Here is a 22,618-nt window from a genome sequence, read left to right as displayed (position 1 = left end):
AGATCCTTTCTCTTGCCTCTGGCGGGGAGCCGTCATCCAGGCGAAAGCCCGGATGACGGTGGATTGAGCGGGGCGCTGTGGCGGGCCCGGGAACCTCGGAACCCGCCGGGGTCGGTCAGCCGAGAGCGGGCGTTCCGAGGCCGGCGCCGCGGGCGGTCATCAGGTCGGTCGCGCGGGCCGAGGCGCCGGGAGCCGACAAGCCGTCCCAGAAGTCGCAGTTGTGCTCGGCGCGGTACTCGCCGAAGGAGATACGGGTGTTCTGCCCACCGGGCCGGAGCGAAAGCACGGCCTTCGCCCTGAGATCCGGCCAGTACGCCAGGCCGTGGAGCGGCGAGTTGGGAGTGCCGGCGCGCGTGAACGAACCCCAGTAGTGACTCATGTCGTCGGCGAGCCGGCGCTGGGCGGCGGTGAAGTACGGCGTGATCGGCGTGCCGTTGTCGAAGCTCGGGAACAGGTAGGGCAGCTCACCCGCGTGCGGTGCGCCCCACTCGTACCCCTCCGGTTTGCCGGGGGTGAGCCCGGGGAACTTCCGGTCGTCGAACTGGTACTGGTAGGTGCGGGTGTGGCGGGCGATCTGCTGGGCGAGGCTCAGCGCCGGGCATCCCCCGATGCCGGCGACCAGGCCGGCATCGGTCATGATCGCCGCGATGGCGTAGACCGGGGCGTACGGGCCGGTGTAGGCGCTGACGGGGTAGCGCTCGAGCACCCCGGAGGCCTTGTCCCCGTACACCGACCTGACCCAGGCCTCGTACTGCGCCGGCGTGTACCCGAGGAACCCGAGGGCGAAGGTCCGGCCCTCGTCGTGGTTGGCGCCGATGACCACCGGTACCCGGGCGAAGCGGCCGGTGTTCACCGCGTCCGCGGGTGCGGTCGGCAGGGGATCACCGCCGTGCACGAAGGAGGTCTGGATGCGGGTGCTCGCGTCCAGGAGTTCCGCGACGGGCTTGGCGCGGAGGCACGCCACCACGGTGGCCGGGTCGGAGCAGCCGACCGAGCGGGCGAACGCGGTGCCCTGCGACTCGGCCTGCGCCCGTGGTACCGACGGGCAGGAGCCGCTCTGTACGATCGCGCGCTCGAAGAGCCCCGCCGAGCCCGGTGCGGCCAGGTGCGCGCACACCGACATCCCGCCCGCGGACTCGCCGCCGACGGTCACCGTGCCGGGGTCGCCGCCGAACGCCGCGACGTTCGTCCGCGTCCAGCGCAGCGCGGCCTGCTGGTCGAGCAGCGCGTAGTTCCCGCTGAGCCCGGGGAGCGTGAGCAGGCCGAAGACGTTCAGCCGATAGTTGGCGGTGACCACGACGACGTTGTTGTCAGCGGCGATCTTCGCCCCGTCGTACTGCTGGGCGCCGCCGTTCTGCAGGCCGCCGCCGTAGATGTAGAACAGCACCGGCAGCCGACGGTGCGCGCTCCGCGCCCCGGCGGGCCGGAAGACGTTGACGTAGAGGCAGTCCTCGGCCTCCGAGCGTGGTCCGTTGCCGCTCGGCAGCTGTGGACAGGCCGGGCTGAATTTCGTGGCCTGGCGCACGCCGGACCAGCGCGGCGCGGGCGCGGGTGCGGCGAGGCGGCGGTCCCCGACCGGGGGCGCCGCGAACGGGATGCCGAGGAACTTGTCGACACCGTGCACCGTGCTGCCCCGGACGAGGCCCTTGTCGGTCCTGACGACGGTCCGGTCACCGCCGCCGGACGCCGCGGCCTGGGCCGGGGCTGCGTACAGGGCCGGCAGCACGAGGGCCGTCCCGATGAGGATGGAGTGAATCGATCTTTGGCGCGGTCGTCGGCGGATCATGTGTACCTGCCTCTCAAGCCGCCCTGGGCCGCGGATTCCGAGGTGTGGTCACTTCGGCTTTCCGCAGCGTGGCGACATAATCGGCCCCCGATCACGAGTGGTTGCCTTCGGCGCCGGACTCCGGTTCGATCTGCAAGAGGAGACTAGGTAGCAGCATCTAACCGGTCAATGAGATTAATTAAGGACCTATTTTGTCCAGCGCTTTACGAAAATTATTAATGTAAAATACTGAACGTAATAGCCGGGAGATCCGCTGGAGTTTTGCGTATGACCGACTCAGCCTGGGCGAGCCGGAGGCCGACCGCCGTGCGCCTGATCCTCGACGAGCTGCGCGGGGAGGTGTTCCTCACCCGGGCGGAGCTGATCGAGCGGACCGGGCTGTCCCGGTCGTCGGTGTCCGGCGCGGTCGCGGAGCTTCTGTCGTCCGGGCTGCTGGCCGAGCGCACCGCCGGCCCGGACCCCGGGAACCGCCGGCCGGGCCGTCCGGTCGCCGGGCTGTCGCTCACCTCCGCGGCCGGGCTGGTCGCGGCCGTCGACTTCGGGCACAGCCACCTGTCGGTCGCCGTCGCCGACATGTCCCTGCGGGTGCTGAACGAGCACACCATCGACTTCGACGTGGCCGGCCGCCGGGACGACGCGCTGCGAGCGGCCGAGGAGGAGATCCGCGCCGCGCTCGCGCCGCTGCCGGGTCCCCGGGAGCCGGTCGCGGTCGGCATGGGCCTTCCGGCACCTGTCCTGGCCGCCGACCAGAGCGTGGTGACCAGCTCGATCCTGCCCGGCTGGGGCGGTTCCCGCCCGGCCGCCGAACTCGGCGATCGGCTCGGGCTGCCCGTCGTCATCGACAACGACGCCAACCTCGGGGCGCTGGCGGAGGCCCGGCTCGGCGCCGGCCGCGGCCTTCAGGACCTGCTTTACCTCAAGGTCTCGTCCGGCATCGGCGCCGCCCTGATCCTCGCCGGACGCGTACACCACGGCTTCCACGGCCTCGCCGGAGAACTGGGGCACATCCCGGTGGGCGCCGCCGGCGGCGCGGGCCGCGCTTGCCGGTGCGGCGGCCACCGCTGCCTGGAGTCTCTGGCGTCGTCGGTCGCGATCCTGGAAGTGCTCCGGCCGTCCTTCGGCACGATCGGCCCGGCCCGGCTGATCGAGCTGGCCGACGCCGATCCGATCGTACGGCGCGCGCTCACCGACGCGGGCCGGGCCATCGGCACCGTCGTCGGCGACCTCGCGAACATGCTCAACCCGGCCGCGGTCGTGCTCGGCGGACTGCTGGCCGACGCCGCCGAGCCGGTGCTCGCCGGACTCCGAGAGTCGCTGGACCGGCGCACCCATCCGGCGGTGGGCGACGGGATGCGCCTGGTGGCCGGTGAGCTGGGCGAACGCGGGAGCAGCCTGGGCGCCCTCATACGGGCGACGGAGATCGCCGTCCCGGTCGTCCGGCCGACGTCGCAGGCGCGCGCATGACCGGCGGGGGCAGGTCCCGGCTGCTGGCGCTGATCCCGTACGACACCGCCGTGACGATGGCGGACCTCGTCCGGATCAGCGGGCTGAGCCGGCCGACGCTCGCCGACATGCTCCACCGGCTGCAGGCGGAGGGGGCCGTGCTGTGCGAGCCCGCCGTCGCGTCCGGCGGCCGGGGACGGCCCGCGCAGCGCTGGCGCAGGCGGCCGCCTCAGGGGATGTTCGCCGCGCTCGCGTTCTCGCGTGACTCCGTCCGGGCCCGGGTCGCGAACGCCGATGACGGGGCGTCGGCAGAGTGTGAGGAGACGCTGGACGTCGCCCTCAACGCCAGGGGCGCGCTGGACCGCGGCCACCGGCTCCTGCACGAATGCCTGACGACACTGGACTCGGCGGTGGAGTCGCTGACGAGCCTTACATTGGGTCTGCCCTGTCCCGTCGGTGACGGGGACCAGCCGCAGCCCCGCGGCATCCTGCCGGACTGGGTCGGCTTCCGGCCGGCGGAGTGGCTGCGGGACCGGCTGCCCGGCGTCCGGATCACGGTGGAGAACGACGCGAACCTGGCCGCCGTCGGCGAGATCACCGAGGGTGCCGGGCAGGGCTGCCGCGACCTGGTGTACGTGAAGCTGGCTCCCGGCATCGGCTCGGCGCTGGTCATCGGAGGGCGGCTCTACCGGGGCGCCGCGGGCTACGCCGGCGAGATCGGCCACGTCCAGATCAACGAGATGGGTCACCCGTGCGTGTGCGGGGCCCGCGGATGCCTGGCCATGGAGCTGTACATCGCCGCCCGGCACAGCACCGGCGGCAAGGGCGGTCTGCTGGCACTGACCGAGCTGTTCCGGCGCTGCGACGCCGGAGACACCGCCGCCGGGCGCGTGCTCGGCCGTATCGGAGAGTTGCTGGGCGAGCAGCTCGGCGCGCTGGCCAACATGATCGACCCTGAACGCGTCGTGGTGAGCACGGCCGACGTACCACCGCACCCCGCCGTGCTGGCCGGCATGCGGGACGGGATACGCCGCACCGCGCTGCCCGCCGTCGGCGACCTACCGGTGATCCCCTCGCCACTCGGCATCCGAGCGGAGCCACTGGGCGGAATCGCGCTGGCCAGGGGCGCCCACCTGCGAGGCGCGGTTTGAACGGGGCCCGGACGCTCGACTCGCGGCGGGTCAGGTCGCGCGGAAGCCGAGTGGTCGCGTGCAGCGATATCTCGGCTACGCCAGATCGTCGCCAGAGCCAACGTGACCTGATCCGAGCCGGTCAGGGCACCAGCGGTCCGGCCAAGACGCGCAGCCCCGCCTCGCGATCCCCGGTCCAGGCCACCGAATCCGTATCCCGCGGTTTCCGGCCCCAGAGCATCAGCAGCAGGTCCTCGGCCCTACCCGAGATCTCGGCTATCGGCTCGCCGGGCCCGTAGGTCCAGGACCCGCCGGAATCGGTGGCGATAATCCGGACGGCTTGCTCGGGCTCGGTGGCGTGCCCCCTGGCGATCATGCGGGGCGCCATGGTGTCGAAGACCTCGGCGACGCCGTCGGCGGCGAGCGCGACGTCCATCGGTGTCGCCGAGCCGACCGCGTTCTCGGCGTCCCAGCGATGCATCAGCGTCTCCTGGCTGCGGCGCCGACGCCAGAACCCGACCGTGTGCGGAGGAAAGAACGTCCACGCATCGGTCGAGGGATCGACCGACAGCGCCCGCACGAGCGTGTTCGCCGTTTCGGCGTACCAGGCCTCAAGCGCCGCCTGGTCCCGAGGCGCAGCACCCTCGTCGTAGTCATTGCCGTGTCCCTCTTCCACGGCCGTGACGACCCACAAGTTACCTGCTCCCATATGGGCAGCCAGCTCGAACAGCGTCCAGTCACCGCAATGCTCGACGGAAGCGGACAAGTCACCGTCCAGTGCGGCACCGAACGCGTCGAGTTCGCGTCGGAGAGCGGCCAGGTAATCCATGGCGCCAAGATACAGCGCACCGCCGACGGGACTCACTCGAGTTCGCCGTCTCGGCGGGGCTGGGCGCCTTGTGCCGGCATTACAGTTTTATTCCCGGTGGGAGCTGTTGTTTAAATGCCGGATTCAGGCGAATCGCTTTCCGTATCAAAGTTCGACCTCGGCTGGTCTCGCCCTGCCTTACGAGTAGCAGGCCAAGGTTGAGATTTGCTGCCGCGTGGCCCGGTTCGACTCGCAAATCCCTCCGATAATACGAAATAGCTTTGGCCGGCCTGGTCGCGGCCAGCAGTACGCCCATATTATAGAGCGCTCCGCCAAAGCGCGGATTGATGGCGAGGGTACGCTTGTATTCGCTCTGCGCACCGACGGCGTTCCCGTTCCCCTGGAAGATGGTGCCGAGGTCGAAGTGGGTCAACGCGTTACGTGGGTCTATTCGTGCCGCGGCCGTGTAATAGATCTGGGCGTCCGCCGTGTCGGCGGCTCGCTGGGCAGAGATCCCCGCTGCGAGCAGTCGATCTGCGGATCCAGGCGGAAGGGTTTTCGGGTTGAGGGTTTCTATCTTCTGGAAGAGGCAGCCGCCGGGCCCTATGTATATCAGCGCATAGTGTGACCAGAAATACGAGTGCAACCCGACCGTCCAGGGTACGAAGGTCGATTGCGGGCCGGCCAGAAGGACGTAGTCGGCTTGGCTTATGGCCGACTCCCAGGTCCGAATAAGCCGCGGCTCGAATGGTCCGATGTACGGGGGCGGGTGCGCCGGGTTTGCCGCGAGCCACTGCCCGTAGACGTCGACCGTCGCGGGACAACGCCGGGCCGCGACGAGACGATCGGCCTCGATCAGGGCTGAGGCGCCATCCGATACCACACATGCGCCTGGGCGGATATAGGGGGAAAGCGTACGCCCAGAGTCGACGTACTTGGAGGTAAAGTTGCGCGTGTATCCGATTTGCGCCAGGACGGCGACGTAGCCGACGATCAAAAGAATCACCGTCGCCGTACGCCTCAAGGCCACCACGTTGAGATTTGGTCCATAACGGCCGGCCAATCCCGCACGAGCGAATCTGCCGACGACCACGCCGAGCAGCAAAGCGAGGAACACCGCGGGAAGGTAACCGTAGGTTCTGAAGAACTGGTGCGGAACACACAGCCCGGCTACCGCGACGGTCGCGCCCGCGAGTATGAACCAGTCCAGTGCGACGCGGTCGCCGACCATCACATGGCTGACGACGACCGCCAACGCCAGCGCCAGCAATGCGCCGATGGCGATAGCGGATGCCGCGTGCAGGCGGGGCAGCGCGTCAAGGCCGGTCATCGACTGAAGCCTGGCGCCGATCGGTAGTTCCTGCCACCCCGAGCTTCTTCTGGTGAGCTGGACGACGACCACATCATGTACGAATGCCGCAGGGGCCGGCGCAAAGAACGGGACGAGAGGAACAGCCGCACCAGCGGTGATGCCGCCGAGCAGCCACCTGACCCGCCACCATTGTTTGTGCGCCAAACAGGAAACCGCACAGACGGCCAGCACGGCAACGATCGGCATCAACGCCCAGACTTTGACCGTACAGGCGAAGCCGAAGGCCAGACCACCCGCCAACGTTCGATGCCGACTTGACGTGAAACGACCGGTCGAGTCGAACAGGGCAAGCGTGCCGAGCAGGCAGAATATGAGAAGGTACCCCTCGAGCTCGACCGTATCGGCGGCATCGACGATTCTCGGGGAGCAGGCCAAGGCCACGCCTGCCGTCATCATGGCGATACGCCCGCGATACCGCACGATCAATGTGCCCAGCACGACGACTCCCACCGCGGTCACCGCCGTCAGGAGGCGAGCGATCGCCATCGCAACCGGCTCACCGACGATGTGGCTCAACGCGGCGATAGGCGCCAATATCATCGGCAGGCCTGGCGGGTGCAAGAACGTGAAGTCTCGATAAGGAAGATACCCGTTGGTCAGTCGCAATGCCGCGCCGAAATAAACGCCATCGTTATAAGAGTTGAACTCATGCGTCCCCACAAGGGCGTGTGGTCGTGAGAAATCTCTGGCGAGCACGGCGGCCGACAAGAGACCCGCGAACCCGACGATCGCCCTGCGCCACCACGCCGGCGGTATGCGGAAGACGGACACACTCGAATTGACCGGCGGCGCACCTTCAATCTCCATGCCAACAAGCGTTGAACGTCCTGCTACGCGTCGCGGGGATCGACAGTCGAACACGTAAGAAACGAGAAGAACTTCACGCCGATCTTTTACCGAAGGAGCCACGGCTTTAAGGGTTCGCGACTCACGGTCGCAGGCGGGCAGGCGGGCAGGCGGGCAGGCGGGCAGGCGGGCAGGCGGGCAGGCGGGCAGGCGGGCAGGCGGGCAGGCGGGCAGGCGGGCAGGCGGGTCGCGTCGCCGAACCCCTACTGGAATGCCTCCGGGGACCTGGGCGGCTACCGGCTCGTGCTGTGCCCGCGTTCCTGGTCCAGCCAGGCGTGACCAGCGGCCTGGTCAGGGCTGGCCGGCGGGGGCGAGGCGGTGCGTGTAGTGACCACCATCACGCCGAGGCCGACCGCCACGACCGCGGCGCCCACGTACAGCGGCGCGGTGTAGCCGAGGCCGGCGCTGATCGCGAGGCCGCCGAGCCAGGCGCCCAGGGCGTTGCCGACGTTGGAGGCCGAAACGTTGGCGCTGGCCGCGAGCGGCGCGCCGCCGGCGGCGTCCGTGACACGGGTGATCATGCCCGGGACACTCGCGAACCCGAAGACGCCCATCAGGAAGACCAGGACCACCGACGCGACCCTCCCGTCGGCCAGCAGCCCGAACACCGCGAGCGTGACGGCGAGTCCCGCCAGGGACGCGATGAGCGTACGGTCACGGTCCCGGTCGGCCGCCCGGCCCCCGGCGACGTTGCCGATCACCAGGCCGCAGCCGTAGACGACGAGCAGCCAGGCGACGTCGGTGCTGGAGAAGCCGGTGACCTCGGTGAAGGTGTACGCGATGTAGCTGAACGCCCCGAACATGCCGCCGTAGCCGAGGGCGGTGGCGGCGAGCGTCAGCCAGACCTGCCAGGAACGGAAGGAGCGTAGCTGCGGACGCAGGCCGGTCGGCCTGTGGGCCTCGTCCACGGCGCCCGCCCAGGCCGGAACCCACACGGCGATGGCGGCCAGTGCCAGCACGCCGATCCCGGTGATCGCCCAGAACGTGGCGCGCCAGCCGTAACGTTCGCCGACCAGGGCGCCGAACGGCACGCCCAGCACGTTGGCGACCGTCAGCCCGGCGAACATCACAGCGACCGCGCGCGAGGCCCGCTCCGGCGGGACCATGCGACGGGCGACGAGCGAGCCGATGCCGAAGAAGGAGCCGTGACACAGGGCGGCGACGACGCGGCCGAGCAGCGCCACGCCGTAGGTGGGCGCGACGGCGGACAGCAGGTTGCCGAGGACGAACAACGCCACCAGGCCGACGAGGACGGCCTTGCGGCGGATGCGGGTCGTGGCGGCGGTCAGCAGAATCGCGCCGATCGCGACGCTCAGGGCGTACCCCGAGATGAGCCACCCGGCCGCGGCAGTGGAGACGTCCAGGTCACGGCTCACCTGGGGCAGCAGACCCGCGATCACGAACTCGGTCAGACCGATCCCGAAGCCGCCGAGCCCGAGCGCGACCAACCCGGCGGGCATCCGCCGCACGTCCCCGCCCTGTCGGATGTTCACGTAAACATCATGGTGATCGGCCGCCGAACCGGACAAGACCCAACTCGTCGCCCGCGAAGGCGACCAGATCATGGTCAGCTCAACCGTTGTGAGCCCGGGCTTGGTCCGCTCTTACAACACGGGTCGAACAGTCACCGCCGATCCGCCCACCCCAACTGATTGGCGGCTCAGTAGCGCCCGCGGGCGGGCCGCCCTGCCGGTAGGAGCCGAGGACGGCAGCAGCCGCAACAGCACGCGGTTGGACCCGGTCGACTGTGGCTTTGTCTTCCCCGCGCGTGACCCGTACGGATCGCGGTTCCTCGCACGTGAGTCGCGTCGCCCGGCCCGACGGGGTTCAGCGCCCGCGAGGAATGGACTGCCCTGATCCGACGCCCATTCCGCGCGGGTTCCGCGCGGGCTTTCAGGTCGTCGCGCCGGCGGGCGCGGAGCCGGCCTGGAGCCCGGCGAGGAGTTCCCGCCAGGGGCCGACCGTCGCGAACACGGCCATCGACGCGAGGGCCGCCTCGTGGGCGGCATCAGGGGCGGAGGCGCAGTCGGCGGCCACGGAGACCTCGAAGTCCCGCTGTTCGGCCGAGCGTACGGTCGCCTCGACGCAGGCGTTGGTCACGACGCCGCTCACGAGCAGCCGGCGGACGCCCATCAGCCGCAGGACGAGTTCGAGGTCCGTGTAGAGGAAGGCGTCGTAACGGTTCTTCATGATGACGCGGTCGCCGGGCAGCGGGGCGAGTTCGGTGACGATCTCGGCGTCCCGGCTGCCGCGGACCAGGGGTGTCGTGCCCGGTGGCAGGGCCGCCATCATGCGTGCCGGCACGTCCACCAGGTCGGGCCGGAAGACATGCCGGGTGAAGACGACCGGCATTCCCGCCGCGCGTACGGCGTCGATCATCGCGGCGTTGTTCCGGATCACCGTGTCGATTCGCGGCAGCCCGAACCCGGCGCGTGGGAGGGATCCGTCGGCGCGGCAGAACCCGTTCTGCATGTCGATGACCAGCGCGGCGGTGACCACGGGCGCTCCCTTCCAGCGGGCTAATAGTAGGAATATGATACGCATAGATTTGCGATCGGTCTCGTGTCGGCGGCGCCTCCGAGCAGTCCGGGAAGGTCCGTCTCAACGCCGAGCGAGCGGGCCGCGGAGCATGGAGGGCGCGAAATGACAGTCTCCGGCATTCATCACCGGCCAGGGGTGTTCGTGGGCGGCGTCTGGGACGAGTCCGGCGGCGGGGCGGTCACCCAGGTGCGCAGTCCGGCCACGGGGAAGCCCGTGGGCGAGGTGCGGCCGGCCACTGTTGCCGACGTCGACGCGGCCGTCGCACGGGCCGCCGAGACGTTCGCCGCCGGCGACTGGCGCCACCGCCCGGTCGCCGAGCGCGCCGCCGTCCTTCGGGCCGCGGCGGATCACATCGAGCGGCTCGGCGACGCCGCGGTCGACCTTCTCACCGGTGAGCTCGGCTGCCCGCGCTGGTTCGCCGAGCGCGCCCATGTTCCGAACCCGATCCGCCACCTGCGCTACTACGCGGACCTCATCGAGCGGGAGCCCCTCGAAGAGATCCGGGAGGACGGCGTCAACCGGAGCCTGGTGATCCAGGAACCGGCCGGCGTGGTCGCCGCCATCACCCCGTGGAACGGCCCGCTGAGCGCCCCCGCCCTGAAGGTCGCCCCGGCGCTGGCGGCCGGCTGCTCGGTGATCCTCAAACCTGCGCCGGAGACCCCGCTGAGCGCCTACCTGCTCGCCGACGCCCTTGCCGCGGCGGGCCTTCCTGAGGGCGCGTTCGGCGTGCTGCCGGCCGGGCGTGAGGTGGGCGAGCACCTCGTCCGGCACCCGCGGGTGGACAAGGTGGCCTTCACCGGCAGCACCGCCGCGGGCCGCCGCATCATGGCGCTGTGCGCGGACCGCATCGCGCGCGTCACGCTGGAACTCGGCGGCAAGTCCGCCGCCGTCGTGCTCGGCGACGCCGACGTCTGGTCAGCGAGGCGCAGCGGGCGCGTGTCGAGGGGTACGTCGAGACGGGCCGGGCCGAGGGCGCCACGGTCGTGGGCGGCGGGCGTCCGGGCGGCCTGGACGACGGCTGGTACGTCAATCCGGCCCTCCTCACCGGCGTCACCAACGCCATGCGCGTCGCGCGCGAGGAGATCTTCGGCCCGGTGGTCGCCGTGATCCCGTACTCCTCCGAGGAGGAGGCCGTCGCCATCGCGAACGATTCGATGTACGGGCTGTCCGGGTCCGTCTGGTCCGCCGACGCGGAGCGGGCGTTGCGCGTCGCCCGGCGGCTGCGGACCGGAATGGTCAGCCTGAACGGCTTCCCGCAGGCGTTCGGCACGCCGTTCGGTGGTTTCAAGCAGTCCGGCCTCGGCCGCGAGATGGGGCCGGAGGGCCTGCGCACCTACCTCGAGCCCGTCTCCATCGCGCTCGGTCCCTGACGATCCGATCACGATTTCCTGTGAAGAGCATGGAAAGTACCGATTGCCGGGCTAATTGCCGATGATCGATACTATGATGCTCGAATTACCGGGGATCTACGATGCGCGGCGGCGTCTCCTTGGCATGCCCTCCTCAGCCGCGCATCTTCTGCGCGAAGTGGGGTCATCAGTGCGCATGCAATCGGGTCGATGGATCATGCCGGCGGCGGCCGGAGCGGTTCTCACGCTGGCCGCGGCGTGTTCATCCAGCGGGAGCGCCTCCCCGGCGGGTAAGGAGGCCAAGGCTCCCGACGCGGCGGCCACGATCGCTCCGGCCGACGGGGCCAAGAAGGTCCGCCCGGACAAGGGCGTCTCGGTCACGGCGAGCAGTGGCGTCCTGGAGCAGGTGACCGTGCAGGCGGGCCAGAGCACCGTCGACGGCACTCTGTCCGCGGACAAGAAGAGCTGGAACACCAAGTGGACGCTCAAGCCCGGCGCCACGTACACCGTGACCGCCACCGCCAAGAACGCCAATGGCAAGGTCACGACCGCCACGAGTAAGTTCACGACGCTCAAGGCGTCCTCGACGGTGAAGATCAGCGACGTGACGCCGGACGCGGGAGAGACCGTCGGCGTCGGCATGCCGATCACCGTGACCTTCGACCAGCCGGTCAGCAACCGCGCGGCGGTCGAGAAGGCCCTGGAGGTGCGCTCGACCTCCCCGATGCAGGGCGCGTGGCGCTGGATCACCAACGAGCAGGCCATCTTCCGGACCCAGTCGTACTGGCCCGCGCACAGCAAGGTCAGCCTCGTCGCGCACCTGGCCGGCGTCCGTGCCTCCAACGGCGTGTACGGCACCAAGGACGTCACCCGTAACTTCTCGATCGGCGCGTCCCACATCGCGAAGGTCAACCTCAAGAGCCACAAGAGCAAGGTCTACGTCGACGGCAAGCTCGCCAAGACGATCCCGGTGAGCGGTGGCATGGGCGGCGGCGACTCCCACGGCAACGACTTCCGCACCACGAGCGGCGTCCACCTCACGATGGGCAAGGAGCCCGTGGTGACCATGACCTCGCCGAACATCAAGAAGGGCGAGCCCGGCTATTACCACGAGCTGGTCTACAAGGACGTCCAGATCAGCAGCAGCGGCGAGTACATGCACGAGAGTCCCGGCGAGTACGGCTGCCTCGGGCACAGCAATTGCAGCCACGGCTGCGTCCGGCAGACGCCCGCCGGCGCCAAGTGGTTCTTCAACCTCTCCTACCGCGGTGACGTCGTGGTCATCACCGGGACCAGCCGCGACCTGGAGTGGAACAACGGCTGGGGCTACTGGCAGCTGTCCTTCACCAAGTGGATGAAGGAGAGCGCGCTGAAGCAGCCGGTGACGACGACGCCGCTGACGGGCTGACGGACGGACGACGGACGGCGGGGCCGCGACTGCGGCCCCGCCACGTCTATTTCCGATCATGGAACGTGACCCGTCCTGACCACGTCGAAGGACGGCGAAGAGCACCTTCGGGCATGACGGGAGAGCGATGACGGCCAATCCGGGCCTACTGACACGCGTGGTCGCGGGATTCAAGAAAGAGGTCCCCGCGAACACGATCGAGTCGATCCAGAAGGCCGGGGTCGCGGTCTACCGGGCGCTCGACGAGGCCGAGGCCGTACGCCGTGACCTGACCGCCCGGGGGATCGACCCCTGGGACGCCCCGCTCGCGGCGGCCGCCCAGCAGCTGTACGCCTGGAACGCCTACGTCCTGCAGACCCTGGGCGACAAGATGATCGAGGCCGACTACCGGGCCGACACCCGTACCGTCGGGTACCTCCCGAGGGTGACGGCCGAGCAGGTCTGGGCGTTCTTCGGCCAGGTCGAAGGCTGGCTCTCACTGAGCCGCCAGGCCGCGGCCAACCCGGACTACCGGCCGGATCCCGGCATGACGCTGCCGGCCGACCTGCCCGGCTGGATCGAGATCGAGCCCTGCCCCGCGCCGCACCTGCAGGCCATGATCGCGGCCGGTGAGGCCATCCGGGAGCACACCGAGGTCGCCCTGGGCACCTTCGAGGTCGCGTGCACCCACGACGGCCACCGCGCCGAACTGGCCAGGCTGCGTCAGATCGCCGCCGAGGCGTCGTCCGCCGCCGACTACGCCGCGCACGTCTTCGAACCCGGCGCGAGCCAGCAGCTGCACGAGATCATCGAGCAGCGGCTCCAGCACGCCCTGGGCGCGTACTACCACCTGGGCCAGCTCCTCGCGATGCCCGTCCTGCTCACGACGTACGGCCGCGGCGTGATGGGCGGGGGCGCGGTGGGCGACCGGCTGCCTCCTCCGGGCGCCCTGGGCTTCGACCCCTGGTGCCTGACCGACCCCGGCTCCCTCCATCGCTGGACGAGCGACGCGCAGGCCATCCGGTCGATCGACGAGATGTGGCGGCACGACCCCGACCCCGCCAAGACGCTACGCGTCCAGGAGCAGATCAACGCTGCGCTGTACCGAGGCGACATCGTACGGACCGGATCGATGTACTACTGCTCACCGTGGGCGTCGATCTACCGTGCCGCGCGTTCCGTCGTGATCGGCACTCGCGTGCTGCAGCCCGGTCAGGACTTCACGTACGAGGTCTCCGCCGAGGAGATCCTCAGCGGCGGCCGGTTCGTCCGCGAGATCGTCAGCGGGCCGTTCCAGCCCGCCTCGCGGATCGAGTACGACGACCCGGGCGACCGCCACTGAGGACGGCGTCCTCGCCATCGTGGGAACCTCCGGCTCCCTGGGTGATGATGGGAGCACCCCCATGGGAGCGCCGCCCCCCACGGGAACACACCGCCCCCCTCACGCCAGGAGCCTGTGTGGCAGAGTCGCTGACCTACGCCGACGCCCTGAAGATCCTCGGTACCCGGCACAGCCGCCTGGTCGGCATCGTCGACCGGCTGGCGGCGGCGGGACTCGCGACGTGGACGGTCGCGGCGGCGGCCACCGGACACGACGTGTCGGCCCCTCTCAACCTGTTCGACCTGAAAGAGGAGATTGTCAGGTTCGGGCATGAGACCGTGCGCCGGATCTCGGAGCGGCGCAACGGGCTCTCCCGCTTCGACCGGACGCAGCGGCTCGCCGCGGCCCATGCCGTCCTTGTGGTGTCCTCCTACTTCGAGGCTCTCGAGCAGGCGGACCTGCCGATCGAGCTCGACCGGCTGGAGCTGACCGCCGCCGAACGGGTCGCGACCGCGACCGGCGGCGCTCCGGCGCGAGGGGGCGCCGAACTGCTCGAAGGACTGGTGAACGAGAGGCTCCCGTTGCCCGAACCGCACGTGCCGTACGAGCGCACCCGGGCGGCGATCACGGCGACCTATGAGCTCATGTCGAGGCGGCTCACGACCTTCATCCGCGGCGTCGCCGCCTGGGACGACCTCACCGGCCCCGAACGCACGCGCCTGACGCGGGCGGTCATGGCCGTACCGCCCACCGCTCTGAGCGGCTACGAACAGGCGTTCCGTCGCCTGGCCGCCGACAACCGGGAGTTCGAGGTCTGGGCGAACCTCACCCGGGTCGACGCGCTCGGTGCGGGACTGTCCGAGGTGGGCCGGCTCCTCACCGAGATGGCGGCGAGCCGGCCCGGCGACCGGCCGCGACGCCACCTGCTGCGGAGCTACCGCGCGGCACTCGCCGAGCCGATCGTCGCGGCGGGCCGGACGCCCGAAGGGGTCGTCCTGCCCACGCTCGGCGAGGCGTACGTCAACCCACGCTGCAAGGTGGCGGAGGTCCGGCCGGGGGACAGCCCCGCGGGACAGGAATGGTGGGACCGCCAGGAGCCGACGCCCTACGCCGAGACGTTCCTCTCCGGCTACCTCACCTCGCCCCGGGCGGTCCAGGCCCCGCTCGTCGTTCTCGGCGAACCAGGGTCGGGCAAGTCCAAGCTCACCGAGATCCTCGCCGCGCGGCTCCCGGAGGAGGACTTCCTGCCGATCCGGGTCGAACTGCGGGACGTCGCGGCCGAGTCCCTGATCCAAGAACAGATCGAGCAGGCGATCCTCCAGCAGTCGGGAGAACGGGTGACCCTGCCCGACCTCCTCGACGCGGCCGGCGGGGCACTGCCGGTCGTGATGCTCGACGGTTTCGACGAGATGCTGCAGGCGTCGGGCGTCAATCGGTACGACTATCTGGAGCAGGTACGCGAGTTGCAGCGCCGGCAGCTCGCGATCGGTAACCCGATCGCCGTCATCGTGACGAGCCGCACCGTGGTCGCCGATCGCGTACGGTATCCGGCGGGCTGCATCGCGCTGCAGCTCCAGCCCTTCACCGACGACCAGGTGCGGTACTGGCTGGACGTCTGGAACCGGCACAACGCGGAGATCCTCCAGGCGCGGGCGCGGCGGATGCTGCCGGCCGAGACCGTACTGGCCCATATCGAGCTCGCCCGGCAGCCGCTGCTCCTGCTCCTGCTCGCCATCTTCGACGCGAACGACAACGCACTGCAGCACGCGGGTACGACCGCCCTGGGACAGGCGGGGCTGTACGAGGCCCTGCTGATGGACTTCGCGTTCCGCGAGGTACGCAAGTCTCCGCACAACGCGGCACTGCCGTCCGAGGCTCAGCGCAGGCTCGCCGAAGCGGAACTGGAGCGGCTGGCCGTCGCCGCGGCCGCCATGTTCGCCCGGGGCAGGCAGACCGCCTCCGAGGATGAACTGGACCGGGACCTCGCCGTCCTGCTGCCGGAGCGGGTGGCGACCGCCTCCGACGACGCGTCGGCGCTCAGCCCCGCGCAGCAGGTCACCAGCCGGTTCTTCTTCATCCACCGCTCCGAGGCGCGGGTACGCGACCAGCGGGCACGCAGCTTCGAGTTCCTGCATCCGACATTCGGGGAGTTCCTCGTCGCCTGGCTGACCGTCCGCGCCCTCGGCGACCTGGTCGCCGTCCGGGAGGTCATGAGCGCGCGCTCGACGGCGGCAGGCGGCCGGCCCGACGACGGCTTCCTCTTCGCGGTCCTGTCCTTCGCGTGCGTCGCCGAACGCGCACCGATCGTCGGCTTCCTGGGGGAGCTGCTCCGCCGGACCCCGGCAGGCGATCCCGACCCCCGCAGGACGCTGCTGCGGGAACTCCTCGACGGCGCCCTGTACCCGCACGGCGGCAGGTCGTACGCCGGCTACGAGCCGGCCGGGCACCCGATCACGCGGCGGCTCGCCGCCTACTCGGCCAACCTCACCGTCCTCCTCGTCCTCCTCTCCGACGAGGGGATCACCGTGGCGGAGATGTTCCCCGGTTCCGGTGCCGCCGTGGTGGAGCGCTGGGTCCAGCTGAGTCACCTCTGGCGGGCGCAGCTGTCGTCGTCGGAGTGGGACGGGATCGTGATGACGCTCCGGGTCACGGTGAGTCTGACGGACGACCTCCGGATCCGGCTGAGCCGGGAGGACGGCTCCGCGGTGTCGGTGCTGGACGCCTTCGCCATCTCAGAGCCGGGCTCACGGCCGGAGGCGACCGCCTACGACGTGTACCTCTCCGGCGATCCCATCGGCTCCTTCGACCTTCGGGTGCCCGCCACCAGCGACATCGGGTTCCTCGTCAGGAGGATGGCGTTCCTGCCGAACTGGCGCCTCGGGCTGCTCTTCCTCCAGTCCGTGCCCTTCTTCCAATCCCTGGGCGATCGGATCCGCTGGTCCGCGGACGACGAGACGGCGATCCTGCCCGCCTACCAGCTGGCGCGGCTCGACCACACGCGAGACGCGTCCGACCGGGAACGCGCGGCCGTCTACGGCGAATGCCTCCGTGCCGTCGCCGCCTTCCCGGAGCTGTACCGGCTCGTCCTCCTGCGCCTCCGCGACGACGTCGGCAGGCTGCCGGTGGCGACGGTGGTCGACCTGTTCCGGCAGGCGAACACCGTGCGGCCGACCGATTTGTACCTCGAGGCGATAAACGACCTGTGGCGGCGGCTGCCGGGCGACGGCGGACCCGGGCACGGCATCGACGGCCGGGACCTGGTCGTCGCGCTCGTCAAGGCGATCGAACAGCGGTGGCCGGACGCCGACCTCGGCCGGCTGGCCCCAGGGCTCCGGGTCGCGGCCGCGGGAAGGGAGCGCACCGCCGGCACCCGATGACCCCTCGAGAGCGCGGGCAGCCCTCACTCGCGCGATCGTCACCGTCATCAGGGGCACTTTTCGTGCCCCGAGAGGAGCTGCACCGTCAGCGGGGCCTGGCCCGGGGTCTTGGCCGGGCAGAGCCGGACCACGGGCGGAACCGAGTCGTCGCGGTTGCCGTTGTTGTCGAAGGTGATGTTCCCGCCGGCCCCGGCGACCGACTGGCCGCCCTTGGAGAATCCGCCGATCGCCGTGTTGACCTCGGTCGGCGTGACCTTCTGGCCGGCGCTGAGTGAGTTCAGAGCCGTGGCGACCGTGAGCATGGCGTCGTACCCGTTGACCGCCCAGCCGCTGTCGAGATGCCCTGCGGCAAAGCCGAGATCGGCGAACTCCTGTTTGAGCGCGGTGAAGGCGGGACTGCTCGACCTGGCGAGCAGGTCGGGGTCGGCCAGTGGCGTGTACACCAGACGCACCTTGCCGTTGCGGAACATCGCTGCGTTCAGTGCCGCATTGCGCTGCTGCTCGACGTCCGTGTCCGTCTCCTGGGACCGCATTCTGGCGGCGTCGGAGGTGCTCATCACGGTGATGCTGGAGAATTGGCACTGCCCGTTCGCGGAGAGATCCGCGGTCCTTGTCAGAAATGTCGGCAGGTCGCGGGCGCGGGCAGCGTAGAGGACGTTCACCGCGCCAGGGCTGCTGCAGATCCGCTGCGCGGACTGCCGCACCGTCGTCGGGTCGGTGGGGTCGAACCTCACCTCCTGAACGTTGCCGAACCGGCGGTGCAACAGCGGCAACGCCGTGCATGTGTACGGGTCGTCCATGGTGACCGGGGTCATGATGAAGTTGACCCTGTTCTTGTTCGGGTTGAAGTACTCGGCCAGCCGGTTGATCTGTACGGCGTTGCGATACGCGACCCGGTAGAAGAAACCCTGTCCGACCCCGTTCTTGTACGTGGCGCCGGGGTTACAGCCTCTGAAGTCCGGTCCATCATCCGCGGACCCGTTCTTGTCGAAGCCCTCCGCCGTGATCACCGGCGCCACCATGGGGATGTGCCGCGCGGCGAGCACCTGGGCGGCGTCGGCCGACTGCTGGAAGCTCAGCCCCATTCCGACCACCCCGACGACACCGTCGTCGGCCAGCAGCCTCGCCACCGAGGTCGCCGCCTGTTCGGACGCTCCCATCTGGCCTACGCGCACACGGACGGGGTGGCTGCAGTTGGCCTTGTCCTCATTGGCCTTCGCCTGGGCGGCCGCGATGCCTTCGAGCTGATCCACGGCCCTGCCCCCGGCGTCCTTCGACGTCAAGGTGACCAGCGCGCCGACGGTCACCGCCTTGGAGTTCTTCCCGCACGAGCCGTCCCGCGCGTTACGGTTCTGATCGGCGATCTTGCGCATCACCGCGTTCACCTCGGGCCGGCGGAACGCGTACCGGCCGGTGCTCGTACCGACGCACTCGCCGTCCTTCCGCCAGATGTCGGAGCCGAATATGGCGGCATGGCAGGTCAACCGCTCGTACACCGGACCGAGTATCGACGCGACGCCGGCGGCGAGCGCCAATGCGAGGAGGGACGCGATCAGTCGCCGCCAGGCCGTCCACCAGTCTTTCCAAAAGTCGCCCCCGCCCCACCACCCGTGCCATCTCGGCCGCTGACGTGGCCAATTCGGGAGGATCCACCATTTGTGACGGGGAGGCTGGTCGTGGCCATGCACCGTTGCTCGGTTTCCTTTCTCTCCCCGGCGCTCATGAGCGCGGACACCATCTGACGATCAGGCCAGGGCGTTTGCGAGTGCCTCGTAACGCATCGTGCGGTCAACGAAGCGAAGCTGGATCTGGTCGTCGAGCTGCTGATAACTGCGGCGGACGATCAGATAGAGCTCTATAAGCCCGTCCCGGTTGCTCAGCAACGGGTTCGTGAGCTGATGCAGGCTGGTGACGAGCCGGGTGAGGGCGACTTTGGCCAGGGGGTCGCCAGGCGCCGGGTCGGTGGCCGATGGCGCGTCAGGCGCCGGGGCGCCACCACACCTGGCCAACGGCGGGGTCGCCACGGCTCCGTCGAGCAGCGCCAGCCACTGGTTCGTCGGCAGCTCAGGCAGGAGATCAAAGAGCTTGCGGACAACGCTCCCGACCTCACCCAGCGCGAGGTCGTGGTGGAGCACACCGCTCAGGTCGTCGTGGTCGTCTGCGTGGTCGCGCAGCTTCTTGAAGACCTCGCACCATCCCGCCGCATGCGCCGGATCACGGGCGGCGAGCTCGCGTAGGAGCAGGAGGCGGACGAAAGGGGCCATCGCCGGCTTCCCCCTGAGGCCCGGAGCCGACCACAGCGTCGTGGAGGTGAACAGAACCAGCTCGGCGTTCACCCGATCTCCCATCAGCGGCGCCAGTAGTCGCGCCTCCTCGTTGTCCCGTGCGGCCGCCAGCGTGATCAGATCGTTCCTGAGCTGCTTGTCGCGGTGTTGCCGTGGACTCAGACCGGCGGTGATCGAGTCGAGTACGTGCCGCTCCAGCCGATCGTCGAGGTCGATCAGCGGCCTCGACAGCACGGCGTCCAGATTGTCGATGAGCGCGGGTTCATGATGGAGCTGGTTCAGTACGAGGTCGGTGGCCTTGGCATGTCCGCCGGTGAACCGGTGGATCGTCGATGCGATGACGCTGGTTCCGAGCGATTCCCACAGCCGCCCGCGCGCCATTTGCTGGACGTCCTTCTCCGTCAGCCCGTCGAGAACGACACGCAGGAACGAGCCGGGCCGGCCGATCTCCTCGGCGGTCAGGTGCTCCACGGCCGACTCGGACCATCCGGGTGTACGGCCGGTCGGACCTGTGGTGTCGAACCTGGTGAGACCGCCGCTCGTGGTGACCACCACCAGGGGATCCGGCGGCGCCCCTTGAGTCCTCAGCTCGCTTCGCACCCGGTTCAGGGCTCGCACGAATTCCCTCGCAGAGGGTGCGTCTCCGTTGTCCAGGAGGACGACGGCGTTCGACTGGCGGTTGACGGTCCGCGCGAGGCTGTCCCGCAGATCCGCGAGCAGCGCGGCGATCAGCAGGTGGTCGACGTCCTGCCGGACGGAGGCGCTCGCCTGCTGCGCCTGGCGGCTGAGAAGGACGAGCGCCCGCTCCGGGTCGTGGCGGAAGTCCTGGTCCTGATGGCCGAACCACACCTTCGCGTCATTCCACGCCAGCCTGGCCCGGCGCCGCTCCAGCCTCCCGGCGATCTCCTCGGCCGCAGCCGGTACGAGGTTGTCCGCTCCCGGCGTCTTCAGATATGCGGAGGCGTCGGTGACCAGCGGGACGAGGAGCCTGACCACCGCGCCACGGTCTTGATATGCGTCGATCCGCTTCCGCAGGGTCCAGACGTCCTTCATGGCATCGCCACTGTCGATCGGGCCGTCCATGGCGATATGGGCCAGCACCACCCGGGGGAAGGAGACCTGGTACGTGGGCACCTTCGCGGTCAGCCCGAGCATGACGGCGCGCAGCACGTCGCGCATCGAATCGGCCTGCCCAACGGCCAATGGGTCGACCATCGCCGTGGGTGCCGCCTCGGCGTTCAGTCTCCAGACGTGCCGGAGCACCTCCGATCGGCCCGACCCGCCGATGCCTTCGAGTACCAGGACGGGGCGAACCGTATCCGGCGTCACCTGGTGACCGCCGTTCACTCGGATAAATTGGTCTATCAGTGCGAGCAGGCTCGATCGTCCCGAGAAAGCCATGCGAACCTCCGGCAGCGATACTCCGTCCCTCGGGCCGACCGGCCGTGCAGAGCGGCGTCAAGGGACCGTAACAGACTATTACCAGCGATTCTGTGTACTCGCTTAGCTCGCGCCGAATTTTGCATTATGGCCGACCGTAACCACTGCGGTCCGATAGGTCTAATACCGTTCCGCGATTTCGATCAACGACAAAAGCCGCGAGAGTGGAAAATGATCACAGCCAATTGCATATTGGCTGCGCGTGATCCGATCGGTGGCATGAAATGAGGCCGGACCGACTTCCGTCCGGCCTTCGCGGTCGCGCCGGACTCTCAGGCCGGCTCTCGGCGGATGAGCTCTCGGCCGTGGTCGCGGAGTTCTCGGACGGAGGAGACGCCGAGCAGCTGGAGCGTGCGGGTGAACTGCGCGGTCAGCAGCTCCAGGGCGCGGTCGACGCCGCGGATGCCGCCGGCCATCAGGCCGTAGAGGTACGCCCGGCCGATCGCTCCCGCGTCCGCGCCGAGGGCCACGGCGACCGCGAGGTCGGCGCCGTGCCGGATGCCGGAGTCGACGAGGACGCACACGTCGTCGCCGACCGCGGCGCGTACCTCCGCGAGGGTGTCGATCGGCGGCATGAGCCGGTCGAGCTGACGGCCGCCGTGGTTGGACAGGTGAAGGCCGTCGACCCCGGCGTCCACCGCACGGCGGGCGTCGTCCGGGCCGACCGGGCCCTTCACGACGAGCGGGCCGGCCCAGCGCCGCCGCAGCTCGGCGATGTCCTCCCAGGTCACCGGGCCGAACTGATCGGCCATGTTCTCCATCGTCACCGAGCCGGGCACACCGTTCGCGCCGATGAGGTTCGCGAACTCCAGGCCGGGGGAGCGGAGCATCCGGGTCCAGTAGCCGGGGCGGGATCCGAGGTCGAGCAGGGTGCGGACGGTCAGACTCGGCGGGATGCTCAGCCCGTTGCGCACGTCGCGGCCACGGTGCCCGGACACGGCCGTGTCGACGGTCACCTCCAGCACGCGGTAGCCGGCCGCAGCCGCGCGGTCGACCAGCCCCCAGCTGGTCTCGCGGTCCTTCCACACGTACAGCTGGAACCACAGGTCCGGATGGCCCGCGATGGCCGCCAGGTCCTCGACGGAGGTGGTGCCGACCGTGGACAGCGTGTACGGGACCCCGCGGCGGGCGGCCAGGCGGGCCACGGCGGGCTCGCCGACCGGATGCATCATGCGGGTGTAGCCGGTCGGCGCGAGGACGAGGGGCAGCGCGGCCGGCCGGTCGAACAGCCGGGTCGCGGTGTCGACGGAGGACACGTCGGTGAGGGAGCGCGGCGTGAACCGCCACCGCCGCAGAGCGTCGACGTTGGCGGCCATGCTGATCTCGTCGTCCGCGCCGCCGTCGACGTAGTCGAACACCGCTCTCGGGGTGCGGCGCCGGGCGACCCGGCGAAGGTCGTCGATGTCGTGGCAGTGGGCGAGCCGCCGTCGTACCGGGTCGCGCTCGAACGGCTCGAGCCTGATCAAGGACCGGATCTCCCGAAGATTCACATTCACGCCTTTCATCCGCGACGGTCCGGCCTCAGATGCAGGA

Annotated in this window: 14 protein-coding genes and 1 pseudogene; 7 read left to right on the top strand and 8 right to left on the bottom strand. The window is 69.8% G+C overall.

The features are described 5' to 3' along the window. Positions 1-115: 115 nt before the first annotated feature. Positions 116-1,786, bottom strand: coding sequence for a carboxylesterase family protein (locus tag AB0I04_RS09995; protein WP_360881659.1), 1,671 nt, complete (start codon positions 1,784-1,786; stop codon positions 116-118). Between the two features lie 267 nt (positions 1,787-2,053). Between AB0I04_RS09995 and AB0I04_RS09990 the strand changes: the two genes are divergently transcribed. Both AB0I04_RS09990 and AB0I04_RS09985 read left to right on the top strand, forming a co-directional pair. Continuing rightward, entirely contained in the window at positions 2,054-3,250 is a 1,197-nt protein-coding gene (locus tag AB0I04_RS09990) for an ROK family transcriptional regulator (RefSeq protein WP_360881657.1), read from the top strand. Continuing rightward, a complete protein-coding gene (locus AB0I04_RS09985; protein ID WP_360881655.1) occupies positions 3,247-4,380 on the top strand; it encodes an ROK family protein in 1,134 nt (377 codons plus the stop codon). The genes AB0I04_RS09990 and AB0I04_RS09985 overlap by 4 nt, the downstream gene beginning before the upstream one ends. A 121-nt stretch (positions 4,381-4,501) precedes the next feature. On the opposite strand, the gene AB0I04_RS09980 is transcribed toward AB0I04_RS09985, so the two are convergent. From AB0I04_RS09980 to AB0I04_RS09965, 4 genes are all read right to left on the bottom strand, one after another. After that, the gene (locus AB0I04_RS09980) at positions 4,502-5,188 is read right to left on the bottom strand and encodes a maleylpyruvate isomerase family mycothiol-dependent enzyme (protein WP_360881653.1); all 687 of its coding nucleotides are present in this window, start codon (positions 5,186-5,188) and stop codon (positions 4,502-4,504) included. Between the two features lie 79 nt (positions 5,189-5,267). Beyond that, a complete protein-coding gene (locus AB0I04_RS09975; RefSeq protein WP_360881651.1) occupies positions 5,268-7,346 on the bottom strand; it encodes a tetratricopeptide repeat protein in 2,079 nt (692 codons plus the stop codon). 272 nt (positions 7,347-7,618) lie between these two features. Beyond that, the gene (locus AB0I04_RS09970; RefSeq protein WP_360881649.1) at positions 7,619-8,878 is read right to left on the bottom strand and encodes an MFS transporter; all 1,260 of its coding nucleotides are present in this window, start codon (positions 8,876-8,878) and stop codon (positions 7,619-7,621) included. 400 nt (positions 8,879-9,278) lie between these two features. Beyond that, positions 9,279-9,884 carry an isochorismatase family cysteine hydrolase gene (locus AB0I04_RS09965; protein WP_360881647.1) on the bottom strand — a complete coding sequence of 202 codons (606 nt, stop codon included), beginning with the start codon at positions 9,882-9,884 and terminating at the stop codon, positions 9,279-9,281. A gap of 144 nt (positions 9,885-10,028) precedes the next feature. On the opposite strand from AB0I04_RS09965, the pseudogene AB0I04_RS09960 reads away from it, so the two are divergent. The 5 genes and pseudogenes from AB0I04_RS09960 to AB0I04_RS09940 all read left to right on the top strand — a co-directional run. Further along, positions 10,029-10,790: pseudogene (locus AB0I04_RS09960) on the top strand (aldehyde dehydrogenase family protein); the annotation flags it as partial. Continuing rightward, complete coding sequence (locus AB0I04_RS09955) at positions 10,760-11,296, top strand: aldehyde dehydrogenase family protein (RefSeq protein ID WP_360881645.1); 537 nt, start codon at positions 10,760-10,762, stop codon at positions 11,294-11,296. The pseudogene AB0I04_RS09960 and the gene AB0I04_RS09955, both read left to right, overlap by 31 nt. A 175-nt stretch (positions 11,297-11,471) precedes the next feature. Further along, the gene (locus AB0I04_RS09950; RefSeq protein WP_360881643.1) at positions 11,472-12,683 is read left to right on the top strand and encodes an Ig-like domain-containing protein; all 1,212 of its coding nucleotides are present in this window, start codon (positions 11,472-11,474) and stop codon (positions 12,681-12,683) included. A 127-nt stretch (positions 12,684-12,810) separates the two neighbouring features. Continuing rightward, complete coding sequence (locus AB0I04_RS09945) at positions 12,811-14,004, top strand: hypothetical protein (protein ID WP_360881641.1); 1,194 nt, start codon at positions 12,811-12,813, stop codon at positions 14,002-14,004. 116 nt (positions 14,005-14,120) lie between these two features. Beyond that, positions 14,121-17,360: a hypothetical protein gene (locus AB0I04_RS09940; RefSeq protein WP_360881639.1), complete on the top strand. Its 3,240-nt coding sequence runs from the start codon at positions 14,121-14,123 to the stop codon at positions 17,358-17,360. A 47-nt stretch (positions 17,361-17,407) separates the two neighbouring features. Here AB0I04_RS09940 and AB0I04_RS09935 read toward each other — a convergent pair whose 3' ends face one another. The 3 genes from AB0I04_RS09935 to AB0I04_RS09925 all read right to left on the bottom strand — a co-directional run bounded on the left by AB0I04_RS09935 (position 17,408) and on the right by AB0I04_RS09925 (position 22,551). Then, positions 17,408-18,856 (bottom strand): hypothetical protein, encoded by a 1,449-nt coding sequence (locus AB0I04_RS09935; RefSeq protein WP_360881637.1) that lies wholly within the window; start codon positions 18,854-18,856, stop codon positions 17,408-17,410. Between the two features lie 249 nt (positions 18,857-19,105). Beyond that, positions 19,106-20,974: a hypothetical protein gene (locus tag AB0I04_RS09930; RefSeq protein ID WP_360881635.1), complete on the bottom strand. Its 1,869-nt coding sequence runs from the start codon at positions 20,972-20,974 to the stop codon at positions 19,106-19,108. Between the two features lie 383 nt (positions 20,975-21,357). Further along, entirely contained in the window at positions 21,358-22,551 is a 1,194-nt protein-coding gene (locus tag AB0I04_RS09925; protein ID WP_360881633.1) for an alpha-hydroxy acid oxidase, read from the bottom strand. Between the last annotated feature and the right edge of the window lie 67 nt (positions 22,552-22,618).

It is taken from the genome of Actinoallomurus sp. NPDC050550, assembly GCF_040655075.1.
Classification (GTDB): Bacteria; Actinomycetota; Actinomycetes; order Streptosporangiales; family Streptosporangiaceae; genus Actinoallomurus.
The sequence above is the reverse complement of the archived record's forward strand: the minus strand, read 5'-3'. Positions and strand labels throughout refer to the sequence as shown.